Consider the following 14,858-nt stretch of genomic DNA (forward strand, 5'->3'; position numbering starts at 1 on the left):
ACTGCGCATACGTTTAGGCACTCATTCGCAACCCAATTGCTATTAAATGGGGCTGATATTAGAACAGTTCAAGAACTCCTTGGACATAATGATTTAAAGACTACACAAATATATACTCATGTCGTTGGCCAGCATTCTTCAGGAACCTTAAGCCCAATTGATAGATAACTCGAACATTACAAAGTACCTAATTTTTTTCATTGATACAAAACACCCATATGCTCTATGGCGGTTTGTGCCCCATTGCGCCATAAAACCATACAAATTTAATGTCTAAAATCATATTAATATAATGACCGCTTTGGTATTTTTGAATCAAATTATAATTCTTGATTTTACAGTTTTTTGATTGAATTTAGTACAATTCTCTTATCAAATGCAGGGCTGATTTGTATCGGTTAAAATGTCGCTAGATAAGCCAAGGCTAACGTCCGTTCGTATCAAAGCTGCCTTTTTAAAATTAAGTAGCCAACTTCTTCTTGTGGCATATTGCTGCATATCAGATTTGATCAAACTCTAATTGGAGTATTTGTGAAATAAGGTACTGACTAATCCAAATTTTAGGATATAAAAAAAGCCCTTAACATTACATTAAAGACTTTAGATAAAAGTAAGTTGTAGCGAGTGTTGTTACTTTTCTATCACTTTACTTTGCTTTTTTTCAACGCGACGTTGTTCAATAATATCTTTAACTTCACCGCCAATATGAATATCGCCCCGTTGCTTAGCTAACTCAATTTGACGTTCGCGCTCTGCAAACCGTGATTTCTGCTCATCGGTCATTTTGTCATGACATTTAGGACAACTGACACCTTTAATATAGTGCTCACTTGCTTTATCTTGCTCGGTAATAGGATAACGACAAGCAAAGCATTGATCATATTCACCTTGTTCTAAGTTATGATTAACCGCAACGCGACCGTCGAAAACAAAGCATTCACCTTGCCATAATGTCTCACTTTCAGGCACTTCTTCTAAGTATTTTAAAATACCGCCTTCTAAATGGTATACTTCTTCAAAGCCTTGCTCTTTCAAGTAAGCGGTTGATTTTTCGCAACGAATACCACCTGTACAATACATAGCAACTTTTTTATGTTGCGTTTTATCTAAGTTATTTTTTACGTATTCTGGGAACTCTCGAAAGCTTTCTGTATTCGGATTAATGGCATTTTTAAATGTGCCTATTTCAATTTCATAGTCATTACGCGTATCTACTAATAACACTTCAGGATCAGAAATTAATGCGTTCCATTCACTTGGTTTAACATAAGTGCCTACCACTTGGTTAGGGTCTATTCCCTCAACGCCCATAGTGACAATTTCTTTTTTCAATTTAACTTTAGTACGCTGAAATGGATTATCTTTATGGTATGAGTATTTACATGAAATTTCATTAAGACGACTGTCTTGTTGGAGATAGTTTAATACCGACTCAATACCTTTAGCACTACCTGCAATAGTGCCATTAATACCTTCATTAGCAATTAATAAGGTACCTTTAACCTCATTTTCTAGCATATGTTTTAATAAAGGTTCTTTAATTTTTTGAAAATTATCTAAACGCACAAACTTATAAAGTGCGCATACTGTCACTTGATTCATAACTTACCCATTGAACTAACCATATCGCAAATATGGTGCTGTAGATTAAAATAGCCGCATATTCTAGCAAACTTCTTCATTATTTACTGTTCAATTTTTAATCAAAACATCTTTTATATTCAAGATTGTTTACTACACTTAAATGAAGGTTCTATTTACACCTTCACACATTAAGGATGATCAATATGAAAGCCATATCATTTTTATTATTAGTTACTGCAAATTTTCTTTTTATGACTTCGTCAATCGCTGGTGTAATTTTCAATAATAACGGTTTATCTGGAGGCTCCCGATGGGACGCAAGTGAACGTGAAGTTTTTGGCGTAGGTGAACGCTCACTAGCTGGCGGCTTACGTTATTCTGTACAAGGTGGGTCTTTTGAAGCTTATCGTGATATGTTTAGTTGGAATGAACAACCAACCGTGAACGCGTTTACTTACACCGTACAAAGTGCATTCGATGTTTGGACCACAGTTGACCCCATCTCAGGCTTAGGCACTAACTTACGGTTTGTCGCCGATTTAGATACCGCAGTTGTCGGTGACTTTCGTGGTAACGGACAAATTAATCGCGCTGGTGCAGAAATCGACCTTTTAGCAAAAACAGATGCTTACTTTTGGAATGAAGGCAATACAAATAGACAAGGCGAAAGTTGGTTTAGCACTTTAGGAAGTACCGTAGATTTAACATCCGGAACAAAAAATTACGCGGGTTCAAGCGCTATTATTGGTGCTGATATTTCATTAAACAGTAACCCAGGCGCCATTTACGATATAGACTTATTCTTCCGCTTGCTTACGCATGAAATAGGACACGCGTTAGGCTTTGGCGATGTAGATGTATTTAATACAAGGTTTATTGACGACAATTATGACGGTACAGCGGCATCATTAAACAACTCATGGGCATCGTCTGTAAATGTATTTAACCCTGCAGAATCACCTCTAAAAATGTACAATGTGGGTAACACGCCACAAGCTGATGGGGTTAATATTTTAATGGAGTCTTATGGTCTTGGTATCTCAGCGACGAACCCCATCAACAATCCTATTCCTTTATCAAATGATGAATATGGCATACGCCAGTTCTTATACCCTTTTATTTCGGTGCCAGAGCCAAGTTCAATGGCGCTCTTGTTTCTTGCATTGCTTTTACTTTATACATCAAAAAGAAGATTGTTACTCAATAATAATTTTTGATATCTCATCAAGTAAAAGCATATTCATCACCATTAATTTCGGTTAAAATTAACTTTTAATTGGTAGATTTAGTGGTAGCGTTATTAATATTTTTCTTAAAACGGCAAAGTATTTAATTGCTTTTGTTTTTGTTGTATTCATTTTAGTTTGGTTGTTTTCACCGCAAATTTCTAACTACTTTATTCAAAAGCAACTCACCCCAAACGCTTTAGTTTTAGGCGGACAGAGTCATGTGCGTTATAACCCATTTCTATCAAAACTCAGTGTTGAAAACTTTGTTATTACAAAAAATAAAAACATCGTTATTGCAATTAAAGAGCTTGAGCTAGGTATTAGCCTATATCAATTATTATTTGATCGTATTTATATTAAACAATTTGACCTAGATGGCTTATTTATAAAAGTAAGACAAGACAAAAACCGAGAAGAAATAGCCGGCTTTTCTATAACTAACGATCCTGATACACAGGCTGGAGAATCAACATCCGCTGAACCATTTAACTATGAAATTATCTTACCTTTACTCAAGTTACAAAATGCTAAAGTCGGTTATGAAAGTGATGGTAAAAAACTTGAATTTATCGCCACTTATTTCAATACAAAAAATATCGCAATAGATAACCAAAAACAATCAGGGCAATTCCAACTCAGTGGAAAACTTCAAGAAGCAATTATCAACCTTTCCGGCAAGTTTGACCTTATTGCTCAGCAAGGTGTAGTTGAAAATGAAATAGATTTAATGGCTCTCGACCTGTCGCTTTTTAGCCCGTGGTTACCTGAAACTAATCAATTAAAATCAGGGTTAGTCACCTTAAGTGGACAACAAAAAATACATCTTATTGATAATCAAACAAAGCTAGGATTAAAAAATTCCCAAGTAAAAATAGAACAACTTGAATTTGTGCACGACAACATTCTGTTATCAATTGATCAACAAGAGTTTTATGCTAAAGAACTGGAGCTTAACTTAAATGAAGCAAGTGAGGTAGAGTTATCAGGCCAAGGGCAATTTTCACTTAATCGATTAGCTTTAACTAATCATCAAAATAAACAACAGTTACTCGCAAGTGTTCGTAGTATATCTTTGCCAGTAATTAATATTGATCAAACACAAACAAGCCCATTAATAGCTCTACCAAGCATAGATATTAATAAAATTATTATCTCTGACGAACTCAATACTGATTTACCGCCACTATTACATATCGATCAAACACAGTTAATTGATGTAAATATTAGTGACCGTAAAACAGCGATCGACTCTGTCTCTGTCGGCGGATTATCAATAGACACCTATATTTCAGACACTAAAAATATTGATAATTTAAACCCTGTTCAAGCATTTATAAATAATGATGAAATAATTGAGGTAAATAAAAACCCTGATGATAGTGCGTTAACACAAGCTAACTCCGATGTTCAAAAAAATAATAAGCCAACATCAACGTCTAATGAAAACCAATACCGCTTTGTACTCAACCAATTAAATTTTAGTACCCCTGCAAGAATTAAATTAGTTGATGCCAGCATAAAGCCTAACTATAAGCGTAACTATACTATCGACACGCTAAAAGTTGGCCCTGTTGATACTCATCAACCCAATCAAGAAACACGTTTAACCGTAGCAGGTTACGGTGACGAGCATGAGAAATTTAACGTAACAAGTGTTAATAAGTTATTCGCTGAAAAGCCCAGTTACAGCGTTAAAGGTTATATTAACGAAATTGATCTATCATCTATTTCACCTTATATAAAAGATGCACTTAAGCATGAAATAAAAAGCGGCCAGTTCAATTTAGATATTGATACGGAAATTAATGATGGTAATTTGTCTGGTAATGCTGACATTTTAATTCGCCATATAGAGTTTTCAACTAAAATAGCTGATGCTCATAACGCGGTTAACACTACAGCAAGCATGCCACTAAACATCGCTTTAGATATGTTAAAAGACAGTAGCGGCAATGTAGAACTATCATTCCCTTTAGCCGGAGATGTTAATTCTCCCGAATTTGGCTTAATTAGTTTAACGACTTTTTTAGTGAAAAAAGCTTCTATGATGGCGGCCAAAGACTATTTAATGCAAACCTTTGTGCCTTATGCCAATGTTGTTTCAATTGCAATGACAGCTGCAGATGCCATCTTGAAAGTACGCTTTAATGACTTAAGCTATATAGCTAAGCAGGTTGAGCCCAGCGTTGAAGATAATGCTTATTTATCGCAATTTGCGCAACTACTAATTGATAAGCCAGATACACATGTGACTATTTGTCCAATAGCGGTTCCTGATGATATCAATTTAAAAAGTGGTGCTAAAGTAACTGAGCCAGAGCAAATAGAGCAACTGAACAAAATTTCAATGCAACGTTTTAATCACTTCAAAAGCCTAATGAATCAGCAATACAACATAGAAACGTCTCGTTTAATTTCATGCTCACCAAGTATCGATTCAAGTATTAAAGCTAAACCAAGACTTAGCTTTTCAACTTAACAAACACTTCAATTATGCCGTAAAAAAGGACCCGCTATTACAGGTCCTTTTTTTTGTTTAACCCTCCACTTAAATCAGTAATCTCTGATTTTTTTAATCATTTTAAAGAAAAAACTTTAACTTTATCACCTTAAAAATGAACAATTTATCAGCAAAACACGCTTAAATAAAATACCATATATTGTATACATTGTGACTTTTATGTTAACTTTATGTTACTTAAAATTATTTAAGTTGAAATATTCGTCATTAGTCAAAGCATTAACCTAATGGAATACCACATAAAAAAATAATGAAGGTAGTTATGAAAATTAATAATTTACTCGTAGCAACTTGTTTGCTTATGGTAGGTGCAAATACCTACGCAGAACAAATGCAAAAAACACCTAAACCACCTCAAACATCAAATAGAGAAGTAATTGATCATCACGGTGTACCTAATAAAAAAATTAACATTAGAGCCCCAAGTAAAGATCGAATTACACTGCCTACACCAACTCAAACATTCACACATTCGAAACACATTAAAAACAAAGTAAGTATCGCAAATGCTGTAGCAACAAGTTGTGACGTTAATGCCTTTGCAACATCAAATAGTACATCACTCATAAACGAACTAAAGTTACAAGGTCCTAATTGTATTAATGAGCTATTTTCAGCCTCATCAAATATCCAAGCGTCAACTTACACCTCAAACAATATGTTTGCAGTCGCAAATCATGTAAAAACTCTATCGACAAATTACGCTGGTGGTGGAGACACCGATATTGAAGGCTTATTTTTATACCTACGTGCAGGCTACTACGTTGAGTTTTATAATGACAACGTTAGTTTTGTATCGTGGGTAAAGCCTGCCGTAAAAAGCGCCATTGATGCATTTGTCAATAATGCTAACTTTTATCAAAACAATGATGCTCATGGTAAGACATTATCTGAAGTGCTGATCACAATGGATAGCTCAGAGCAACAAGATGTTTATTTGCCAATAGTAAAAGAATGGTTAAGCCGTTGGGATCAAAGCTATGCTGATAAATGGAATATGCGCGGCGCCGTAAATAATATTTTTACCATTTTATTTCGCGGTCAATACAATGCAAATTTTGTGTCGCTTGTAGCAACGGATACTACACTAGTAAGTCGCTTAAATAACTTTACTCAACAAACATGGATGATAAATAGCGACTCTGAGTTTTTAATCGCCAACGCAGCACGTGAGCTAGGTCGATTGAAAATGTCCCAATATGGTACAGCTATTCAAGCAACCGTTGATGCTGGCTTAAATGCTATTTTTTCATCTTATGTTAAGTATGGTAATGGTGATGCTGTTTGGTTAGGGGCAGCAGATACGGCAACCTACTACGCCAACTGCTCTACTTACAATATCTGTGACTATGATGTTGAACTTAAAGCATTAGCCTTATCACAAACTCATGTGTGTAGTCCGACACTTAAAATTCTATCTCAAGACCTAACGCCAACTCAGCAAGCTTCTGCTTGTACCACTTTAAGCGCACAAGAAACTTATTTCCATACAAAAACCGAGTCGGGCAACATCCCTATTCCTGGTGACAATAATACGCAGTTACATATTAATATCTTCAACAGCTCTGAAGATTATGGCAAATACGCAGGCCCTATATTCAATATTGACACCAATAACGGTGGTATGTATTTAGAAGGAGATCCGTCAGTTGTTGGTAACGTTCCAAATTTTGTCGCTTATGAGGCTTCTTACGCTGATGCTCCTCATTATGTTTGGAATCTTGAGCATGAATATGTGCATTACCTAGATGGACGATTTAATTTATTTGGAAGTTTTAATTCGCCAACAGAAGAAGTCGTTTGGTGGGCGGAAGGTGTTGCTGAATATGTGGCAAATAAAAATGATAACCAAGCCGCAATAGATACCATTCATGACGGTTCAACTTATACCTTAAGCACTATTTTTGAAACAACATATGATGGTTTTGACCAAGACAGAATATATCGCTGGGGCTATTTAGCCGTTCGCTTTATGTTTGAAAATCACTTTGATGAAGTTAAATCTATGATAGGCGAAACACGTGCTGGTGATTGGTCAGCCTACAAAACACGTATCAATAGATGGGCAAGTGATTACGGCACTGAATTCACTAATTGGACACAAACTGTCACAAGTTCAGGTGGCGGCTCTGACAATAATAATGCGCCAACAGCCAATGCAAATGGCCCTTATACCGCAGAAATTGATAGCACAATAACGTTTAATAGTAATGGCTCTATCGATACTGACGGTAGTATCGTTAATTATCATTGGGACTTTGGTGATGGTACATCAAGTACCCTAGCAAATCCTACACATAGTTATTCAGTAGCCAATAGTTATACCGCAACATTAACCGTTACAGACGACCAAGGCGCTACGGCAGTAGCTTCTGCAGATGTCATAATTTCCGCAGAGCCAAGCCTAGAAATTCTAAATGGTGGCACTAAAAGCAATTTAACTGCTAACATCGGTCAAACTACGGATACTTTCTTTATTAATGTGCCCACAAATGCCAGCAACTTAGTTATTAACATCAGTGGTGGTTCCGGCGATGCTGATTTATATGTACAACAAGGATCTGCGCCAAGTGATAACAATTATACATGCCGACCATATATCGGCGGCAATATAGAAACTTGTACCATAGCAACCCCCGCTGAAGGTACTTGGTTTATCAACCTAAAAGCCTATAACACCTTCTCTGGAGTAACCTTAACCGCCAGCTTTGATGAGGCGCAAACCACACCCAATGTAGCTCCCGTAGTATACATAAATGGTCCATACTCTGGTGATGAAGGGGTTGCAGTAGCATTTAACAGTACAGGTAGTTATGATCCAGATGGTAGTATTTCATCATTCCATTGGAGTTTTGGAGATGGCACCACAAGTACTCTAGAAAATCCTACTCATGTTTATGCAACAGCTAATACTTATAACGTAAGTTTAAGCATTACAGACAATGAAGGCTTAACTGAAACTTCAAGCACAACAGCAATAATTGAAGCAGTAGCTCCAGTAAGTAATGTTATTGATGCATGTGAAATTCAAGGAGCCCAATCAAATGGTGAAGTATTTGATGATACAACAATTTGCTTAGGTCAAACTAACACAACTTGGCTACATATTGCCGAGGTAAATAATCACAACAGTATCGCAATATCTACAGCCCATGGCACAGGCGATTTAGCTATTGAGTTTAGCAACCTAGGATGGCCAAATAGCAGTAATATACAAGGTTCTTCAAATAATGCAGGAAATGATGAATGTATATATTTAACAAATCTTAGTCATTACTGGGGCTATATTAAAGTATCTGGGGCGTCAGCTGGTGCCGCACTCGTAGTAGATTTTGATACAGCGGGTTGCCGTTAAAAAATAAAATAGTATTGATCTATTGAAGGTGTAACGCTAATAACGTTACACCTTTTTGATTTATACATAGCATTTTAAAAAGATGACACCTAGAATAAAAATATGTTCCTAAACAATTTATAAAAATGAATTATTGGTTATTTAAAACAGAGCCTGATGAATTTAACATCGATGACCTAGAAAAACGCGGGGAAAAAGGTGAATGCTGGGAAGGTATTCGAAACTATCAAGCACGTAACTTTTTACGCGATCACATAAAAGAAAACGATTTAGTATTTATATACCATTCAAGTTGTAAAAATCTAGGTATCGCAGGCATAGCGACTGTTGTTAAAGCTGCTTTTCCTGACCCATTTCAATTTAACGTTGAAAGTAAATATTACGATGAAAAGTCTACACAAGTATCACCGCGTTGGTTTGCAGTTCAAATTGCATTTAAACAAAAAATAACACCACTAATTACACTATCTTCCTTGAAAGAAATACCTCAACTACAAAGCTTTCCGCTGTTAAAAAAAGGTAATCGCCTCTCTGTCATGCCCGTTTCAGAAGAACATTGGAAATTGATAGAAAAGATTTATAAATAAACCTATAGGCCAAACTGTTTATTGATTACATACTACCCAAGGATAAGGTGAGTTAATTTACACTTCATCACGTACTACCGTTATAGACAAAAACTAGGGTTAAATTGATAAACCGCTTGCGTTTTGGAAGTACTTTTATTCTCCGCACAATAAAAACTCAATCTCTTAAAATATAATTTTGAAGTAATGCTGTTTGAACAATGACAGAGTTCAGGCACAAAAAAACCGACATCATGTCGGTTTGTAAGGCTTGATAAATCTTAATTATCAAGAAATGGTACCGGAGGACGGACTTGAACCGTCACGCTCGAAAGCAACGGATTTTGAATCCGTCGTGTCTACCAATTCCACCACTCCGGCGACACAGTGACTACAAACAAAGCTGTTTGAAGAGGCTGGCATTATACGAGATATCGTTGCTTGTGCAATAGTTTTTCTTAATTTCTCAGCTAACTGATGATTATTTATGCGCTTAACTACTACTTACATGGCTAACTGTATTTTTCAATAATTTAAATATAAAACATTAGGGTTTATAAGCTTTAATAAATAAGTCTACTGAAGTGTTGATATGCTCAGTAATCTCTTGATCGGTAATTTTAACATTAGGTATCAATGCCGCTTTAAAGTGTAAGCGATCTTTGATCATGGCTATCAGCATAAATGCGGCGTAACTACAGTCATCTATAGCCAAGTCACCTTTATTATTCAAATATGCTAAATAGTCACTTAATGGTGTAATACCGCTCAATGGTCCGCTTTCATATATTAGCTCGCCTACCTCAGGCATTTTAGGTACAACCTGTATGGCTAGTCGATATAATGATATTAACGTGTCAGACAAAAGGCCTTGTACAAAGCGTATTGCCATATCTTTAAGTGCTTGGGCAGGCGTTAGCTCGTAATTGATTGACGCTATGATATTTATTTGAATGTTTACTTGTTGTTGCATTACAGCTAACAGCAAGCCTTTCTTATTACCAAATTCGTTATAAATAGAACGACGCGATCCACCAGCTTCACTGATAATCATTTCAAGCGAGGTTTCATCATAGCCTTTTTTGAGAAATAACTTTTGTGAGACCTCAAGGATCAACTTTCCTCTGGCACTTAATTCATTTTTACATAGAGCGTTGCAACTGTTCATTTTTGCGTCTATACACTAATATTTGTTGACTTAGGTACTACATAGTACCAAAATACTCAGGTACTAAGTAGTACCAATTGTTATATTTAAATTTTTCATCAAATTTTTGACTACACTTTAACGACGCTGTTAACTTTTTAATTAGGACTTTTATGCGCATTCTATTTATTTTGCTGTTTACCTTTATGTTAAACGCTTGTAGCGAGCAAGCCGTTACAGCTGAAAAAGCAATACGCCCTATCGCTTGGGTAGAAGTTTCAGAATCAACGATTAAGCAATTACGTACTTTGTCAGGGATAGTTGCTCCTGTTGAAGCCACCCAATTAAGTTTTGAAGTGTCGGGGAAAGTTGAAACTGTTGACGTTAGATTAGGAGATGCTGTTGAGAAAGGTCAAATATTGTCACAATTAAACCATCGCAATTTCGATTTAAGTTTGCAGTCTGCCCAAGCCCAATTAGATAAAGCTAATTCAGCTCTATCAGAAGCAAAGAGCTCTTTCGAAAGATACAGCCAATTAATAAAGCAAGGTTTAGTTTCACAGTCAGTTTATGACAACGCACAAGCAAGCTTTGATTCAAGTAAAAGTGCTGTAGGCGTCGCGCAAGCACAAGTTGATATTGCCAATAAGAATTTACAAGACAGTACATTACGTGCTCCCTACAAAGGAATAATTACTAAGCGTTTAATTGAACCCTCTCAACAGATCAGTGCAGGCCAAGGTGCATTCGAAATAGAAGGCAATCACGGTTTAGAAGTACATGTTATGGTGCCAGAGACATTAATTCGAGAGTTGAAAAAAGATACCATTCTTCCTATTCGTTTCCCTGTATTAGCGCGTGTTGAAATGCAAGGACGAATTACAGAAATAGGCACACGTGCAGAAACAGCCAATGCTTTTCCTGTAACGGTGATTTTACAAGAAGATAACCCCATGCTTCGTGCTGGCATGACGGCAGAAGTTGATTTTACGTTCGAAGGTGTTGGCCAAACAGGCTATACCGGCGTAACAGTGGCGGTACCTTTCTCCGCATTACGTGCCGGTATTAATCAAAAAACATATACTTATGTTTATAATCCCCAAACTCAAACGGTGCATCAACGTGAAGTACAAACTGAAAATGTACTTAATAATATTGCCTTTATTTCTTCAGGTTTAAAAAGTGGGGAGGTTGTTGCGACTGCTGGTGTAGCCTTTTTAAGGGATGGACAAAAAGTCACTTTATTAGATCAAAAAACACAACGTTTTAATTAAAGGATAGATCAATGAACTTAACCCAGATCTCCTTTAAGTATCAAAAAACAGTTTTTTTAATTGTTGCCTTATTACTCATTAACGGGGTATTTGCTTATTTTACATTGCCCGCTCAAGAAGATCCTACCATCACCATCAGAGAAGCAATTGTAGGTACTTATTTTCCAGGTATGTCACCGGAGCGAGTAGAGCAACTCATCACTAAAAAATTAGAAGAAGAAATACGTAAAATTCCTGAAGTGAAAGAAATACGTTCACTTTCAACCTCTGGCGCTTCTACTATTCATGTAAAAATTTATGATCGCTATTTTAATTTGGACCAAATCTGGCAGGATGTTCGAAATAAAGCCAGTGCAGCTCATAGTAATATGCCAACAGGTACAAGCGAGCCTTTTGTTAATGATCAATTTGGCGATGTATCAGTTGTTACCTTAGCATTAACGGCAGATGGTTTTGATATGAGTGCGATGTACGATATTGCACAGCATATTCGAGATACGTTATATACAGTAGAAGGTACTAAAAAAATAGAAATATTAGGGCAATTAGACGAGCGAATATATCTTGAAGCATCGAATGCTCGACTGTCTCAATTAGGTATTTCCCCTAATGAGTTAATTAACGAACTAAAAAATCAAAATATTATTCGTTCAGGTGGCGAAATAGATACAGGCGCTAAAAGCTTTATTGTTGAGCCCTCTGGCAATTTCAACAATGTCTCAGATATTGCTAACACTCATATTAACATTCCAAATTCTGAAGATTTTATTGCCTTAAAAGATATACTCAGTATTAAACGTGATTATATCGATCCACCTGACAAACTCGCTTACTTTAATGGTAAGCCTGCTATTTTCTTCGCTATTTCAATGCTTTCAAGAAATAATATTTTAGAATATGCTCCGCGAGTTAAAAGTAAACTAGAACATATTACCGCAACATTACCTATCGGTTATCAGCTTGATATTGCAACTTACCAAGCTGATCAGGTAGACAAAACCGTTAAAGGCGTTTCAACTAATGTATTACAAACATTAGCTATTGTTTTAATTGTAGTTGTTTTATTTTTAGGGGTAAGAACAGGGTTAATTGTTGGTGCAATAGTGCCATTTGTTATGTTAACGACACTATCTTTTATGTTGTTTTTTGGCATGAAATTAGAGCGTATGAGTCTAGCCACTCTAATAATTTCATTAGGCTTGCTTGTTGATAATGGAATTGTAATTGCCGAAGACTTTAAACGTAGAATTGAAGACGGTATTAGTCGCTATAATGCAATGATAGAGGGTTGCCGAGAACTTGCGGTTCCATTACTTAGCTCTTCTATAACCACTATTCTATTCTTTTTACCCCTCATGCTTGCCGAACATGTTGCAGGTGAATATACCCGTTCAATTTCATTAGTGATATTAATAACGTTACTTAGTAGTTGGGTTTTAGCCTTATCGGTTACTCCTCTTCTTTGTTATTACTTTATTAAACCTTCAACAAAAGAAAAACAAAAAGAGTCGGTATTAGATAAAATTTACCGAATTTATGAAAAATTTTTACATTGGGTACTAAGATATAAGCTTTTATTTATGAGCTTAATATTGGTGTTATTTATTGGCTCTATTGGTTCAATGAAATTCGTCGCTAAGCAATTTTTCCCTGAATCTGACCGTACTCAAATTCTCATGTATATTGATCTACCCAACGGTACATCATCGCGTGAAACCGATCGTCAAATGAAAGAAATTTTCAAATGGCTAGACAATAAAGACAAGTTCAATTTCATTGATAACTATTCGGGCTACGTTGGTTTTAATGGCCCGCGTTTTGTTTTGTCTTTAAATCCGGAAGACCCTGCGCACAATAAAGGTTTTATTGTCCTCAATGTAGTTGAAGGTACAGACATAACCAAAAGAGTGCTGGAGCTCGATAAGCAACTAGAGGCTGAATTTCCTAATATATCTGCACGTGTGAAGAAAATGTTCTTAGGGCCTTCTGATGCTAAAACCATCAAAATTCAAGTTAAAGGCCCTGATAAAAACGTAATTTATCAAAAAGCCCAGCAAATTATGGATTTACTTCATAAAGTGCCCAACACTATTGATATACGAAATGATTGGGAAAATTTAATTGTTAAAATTGATGTAAAAATTGACCAACATCGTGCAAAAAGAGCCGGTCTTACCTCAACGGAAATTGCGGATGCTTTGCAAACCTATTTTTCAGGTGCTGAAATAACTCAGTTCAGGGAAGAAGATGAAATTATTCCAGTTATCTTAAGAGCTGAAGAAGTTGAACGCCATAATTTAGACCGCTTACGTACGCTTAACGTATATTCGAATAAAACAGGCAAAGCAGTTCCTTTATTTCAAGTAGCAACTTTTCAACCAGTTAACCAGTTTGCCGTAATACACCATGAAGATATGTTTAGAACCATAAGTATCGAAGCACGAAATAACAATATGGCTGCTGAAGACTTACAAGGTATTATTGATGATGAAATTCAAGCACTAGCTGCTGACTTACCTGTTAACCATCTGATTGAATACGATGGCGCAATCAAAGAGTCTAAAGCCGCCCAGAAAGCGTTAAGTGCAAGTATGCCAATGGTATTAGGTTTTATTTTAATTTTATTAGTCGCCCAGTTTAATTCCTTTAGAAAAGCAGCAGTTATCACGTTAACTATTCCACTTTCTTTTATTGGTGCGGTAATAGGACTACTTGTTATGCAAGCCCCATTTGGCTTTATGGTAACGCTTGGCTTATATAGCCTAGCAGGCATAATTATTAATAATGCTATTGTATTGATAGATAGGATAAAAATAGAGATTGAAAGTGGAAAAAGTGAATACCAAGCACTCGTAGATGCTTGCTTAACACGCCTGCGCCCAATAGCAATGACTACAATTACCACGGTAATGGGCTTATTACCGTTGATTTTAGGTAAAGATCCATTATTTTATGGCATGGCAAATGTGATTGCCTTTGGTTTAGGTATCGGTACTATTTTAACCCTCGCAGTTGTACCTGTACTCTATTGCAGTTTTTATAAAGTACAAAAAAGATAGATCTGCTAGTAACAGCCTAATCATTAAATAACTTAGGCTGTTACCTTATTTTTTATAACGCACTCGGATTAATTTTTTCTAACCTTTGCTAACCTTAACTAACCTTTGTTAAACTGTGATGAC

General features: G+C 36.0%; 9 protein-coding genes and 1 tRNA gene. 7 read left to right on the plus strand and 3 right to left on the minus strand.

Annotated elements, in window-relative coordinates; all coding sequences use genetic code 11:
- Positions 1-168 (plus strand): tyrosine-type recombinase/integrase (locus IE155_RS11445; RefSeq protein WP_189378394.1); only part of this gene is annotated, 168 nt, incomplete at its 5' end.
- 462 nt (positions 169-630) lie between these two features.
- Here the strand turns inward: IE155_RS11445 and trhO are convergent.
- The gene (trhO, locus tag IE155_RS11450; RefSeq protein ID WP_189378395.1) at positions 631-1,602 is read right to left on the minus strand and encodes an oxygen-dependent tRNA uridine(34) hydroxylase TrhO; all 972 of its coding nucleotides are present in this window, start codon (positions 1,600-1,602) and stop codon (positions 631-633) included.
- 185 nt (positions 1,603-1,787) lie between these two features.
- Here trhO and IE155_RS11455 point away from each other — a divergent pair, with 185 nt between their 5' ends.
- From IE155_RS11455 to IE155_RS11470, 4 genes are all read left to right on the plus strand, one after another.
- Entirely contained in the window at positions 1,788-2,801 is a 1,014-nt protein-coding gene (locus tag IE155_RS11455; protein ID WP_189378396.1) for a PEP-CTERM sorting domain-containing protein, read from the plus strand.
- Between the two features lie 232 nt (positions 2,802-3,033).
- Positions 3,034-5,292, plus strand: coding sequence for a DUF748 domain-containing protein (locus IE155_RS11460; protein ID WP_189378397.1), 2,259 nt, complete (start codon positions 3,034-3,036; stop codon positions 5,290-5,292).
- 304 nt (positions 5,293-5,596) lie between these two features.
- Positions 5,597-8,689: a collagenase gene (locus IE155_RS11465; RefSeq protein WP_229817253.1), complete on the plus strand. Its 3,093-nt coding sequence runs from the start codon at positions 5,597-5,599 to the stop codon at positions 8,687-8,689.
- A gap of 125 nt (positions 8,690-8,814) precedes the next feature.
- Positions 8,815-9,276 carry an EVE domain-containing protein gene (locus IE155_RS11470; RefSeq protein WP_189378399.1) on the plus strand — a complete coding sequence of 154 codons (462 nt, stop codon included), beginning with the start codon at positions 8,815-8,817 and terminating at the stop codon, positions 9,274-9,276.
- 275 nt (positions 9,277-9,551) lie between these two features.
- Here IE155_RS11470 and IE155_RS11475 read toward each other — a convergent pair.
- A tRNA-Leu gene (locus IE155_RS11475) sits at positions 9,552-9,636 on the minus strand.
- A gap of 166 nt (positions 9,637-9,802) precedes the next feature.
- Positions 9,803-10,423 carry a TetR/AcrR family transcriptional regulator gene (locus IE155_RS11480; protein ID WP_189378400.1) on the minus strand — a complete coding sequence of 207 codons (621 nt, stop codon included), beginning with the start codon at positions 10,421-10,423 and terminating at the stop codon, positions 9,803-9,805.
- Between the two features lie 152 nt (positions 10,424-10,575).
- Here IE155_RS11480 and IE155_RS11485 point away from each other — a divergent pair, with 152 nt between their 5' ends.
- The gene (locus tag IE155_RS11485; RefSeq protein ID WP_189378401.1) at positions 10,576-11,676 is read left to right on the plus strand and encodes an efflux RND transporter periplasmic adaptor subunit; all 1,101 of its coding nucleotides are present in this window, start codon (positions 10,576-10,578) and stop codon (positions 11,674-11,676) included.
- Positions 11,677-11,687: 11 nt separating this feature from the next.
- Complete coding sequence (locus tag IE155_RS11490) at positions 11,688-14,735, plus strand: efflux RND transporter permease subunit (RefSeq protein ID WP_189378402.1); 3,048 nt, start codon at positions 11,688-11,690, stop codon at positions 14,733-14,735.
- The last annotated feature ends 123 nt before the right edge of the window (positions 14,736-14,858 follow it).

Origin of the sequence: Thalassotalea profundi, assembly GCF_014653195.1 — a bacterium.
Lineage (GTDB): Bacteria > Pseudomonadota > Gammaproteobacteria > Enterobacterales > Alteromonadaceae > Thalassotalea_B > Thalassotalea_B profundi.

Bases quoted from the DNA above. Each gene is read 5' to 3' on its own strand.
- trhO (WP_189378395.1), bottom strand. From the start codon at position 1,602: ATGAATCAAGTGACAGTATGCGCACTTTATAAGTTTGTGCGTTTAGAT.
- IE155_RS11455 (WP_189378396.1), top strand. From the start codon at position 1,788: ATGAAAGCCATATCATTTTTATTATTAGTTACTGCAAATTTTCTTTTT.
- IE155_RS11465 (WP_229817253.1), top strand. From the start codon at position 5,597: ATGAAAATTAATAATTTACTCGTAGCAACTTGTTTGCTTATGGTAGGT.
- IE155_RS11470 (WP_189378399.1), top strand. From the start codon at position 8,815: ATGAATTATTGGTTATTTAAAACAGAGCCTGATGAATTTAACATCGAT.
- IE155_RS11480 (WP_189378400.1), bottom strand. From the start codon at position 10,423: ATGAACAGTTGCAACGCTCTATGTAAAAATGAATTAAGTGCCAGAGGA.
- IE155_RS11485 (WP_189378401.1), top strand. From the start codon at position 10,576: ATGCGCATTCTATTTATTTTGCTGTTTACCTTTATGTTAAACGCTTGT.
- IE155_RS11490 (WP_189378402.1), top strand. From the start codon at position 11,688: ATGAACTTAACCCAGATCTCCTTTAAGTATCAAAAAACAGTTTTTTTA.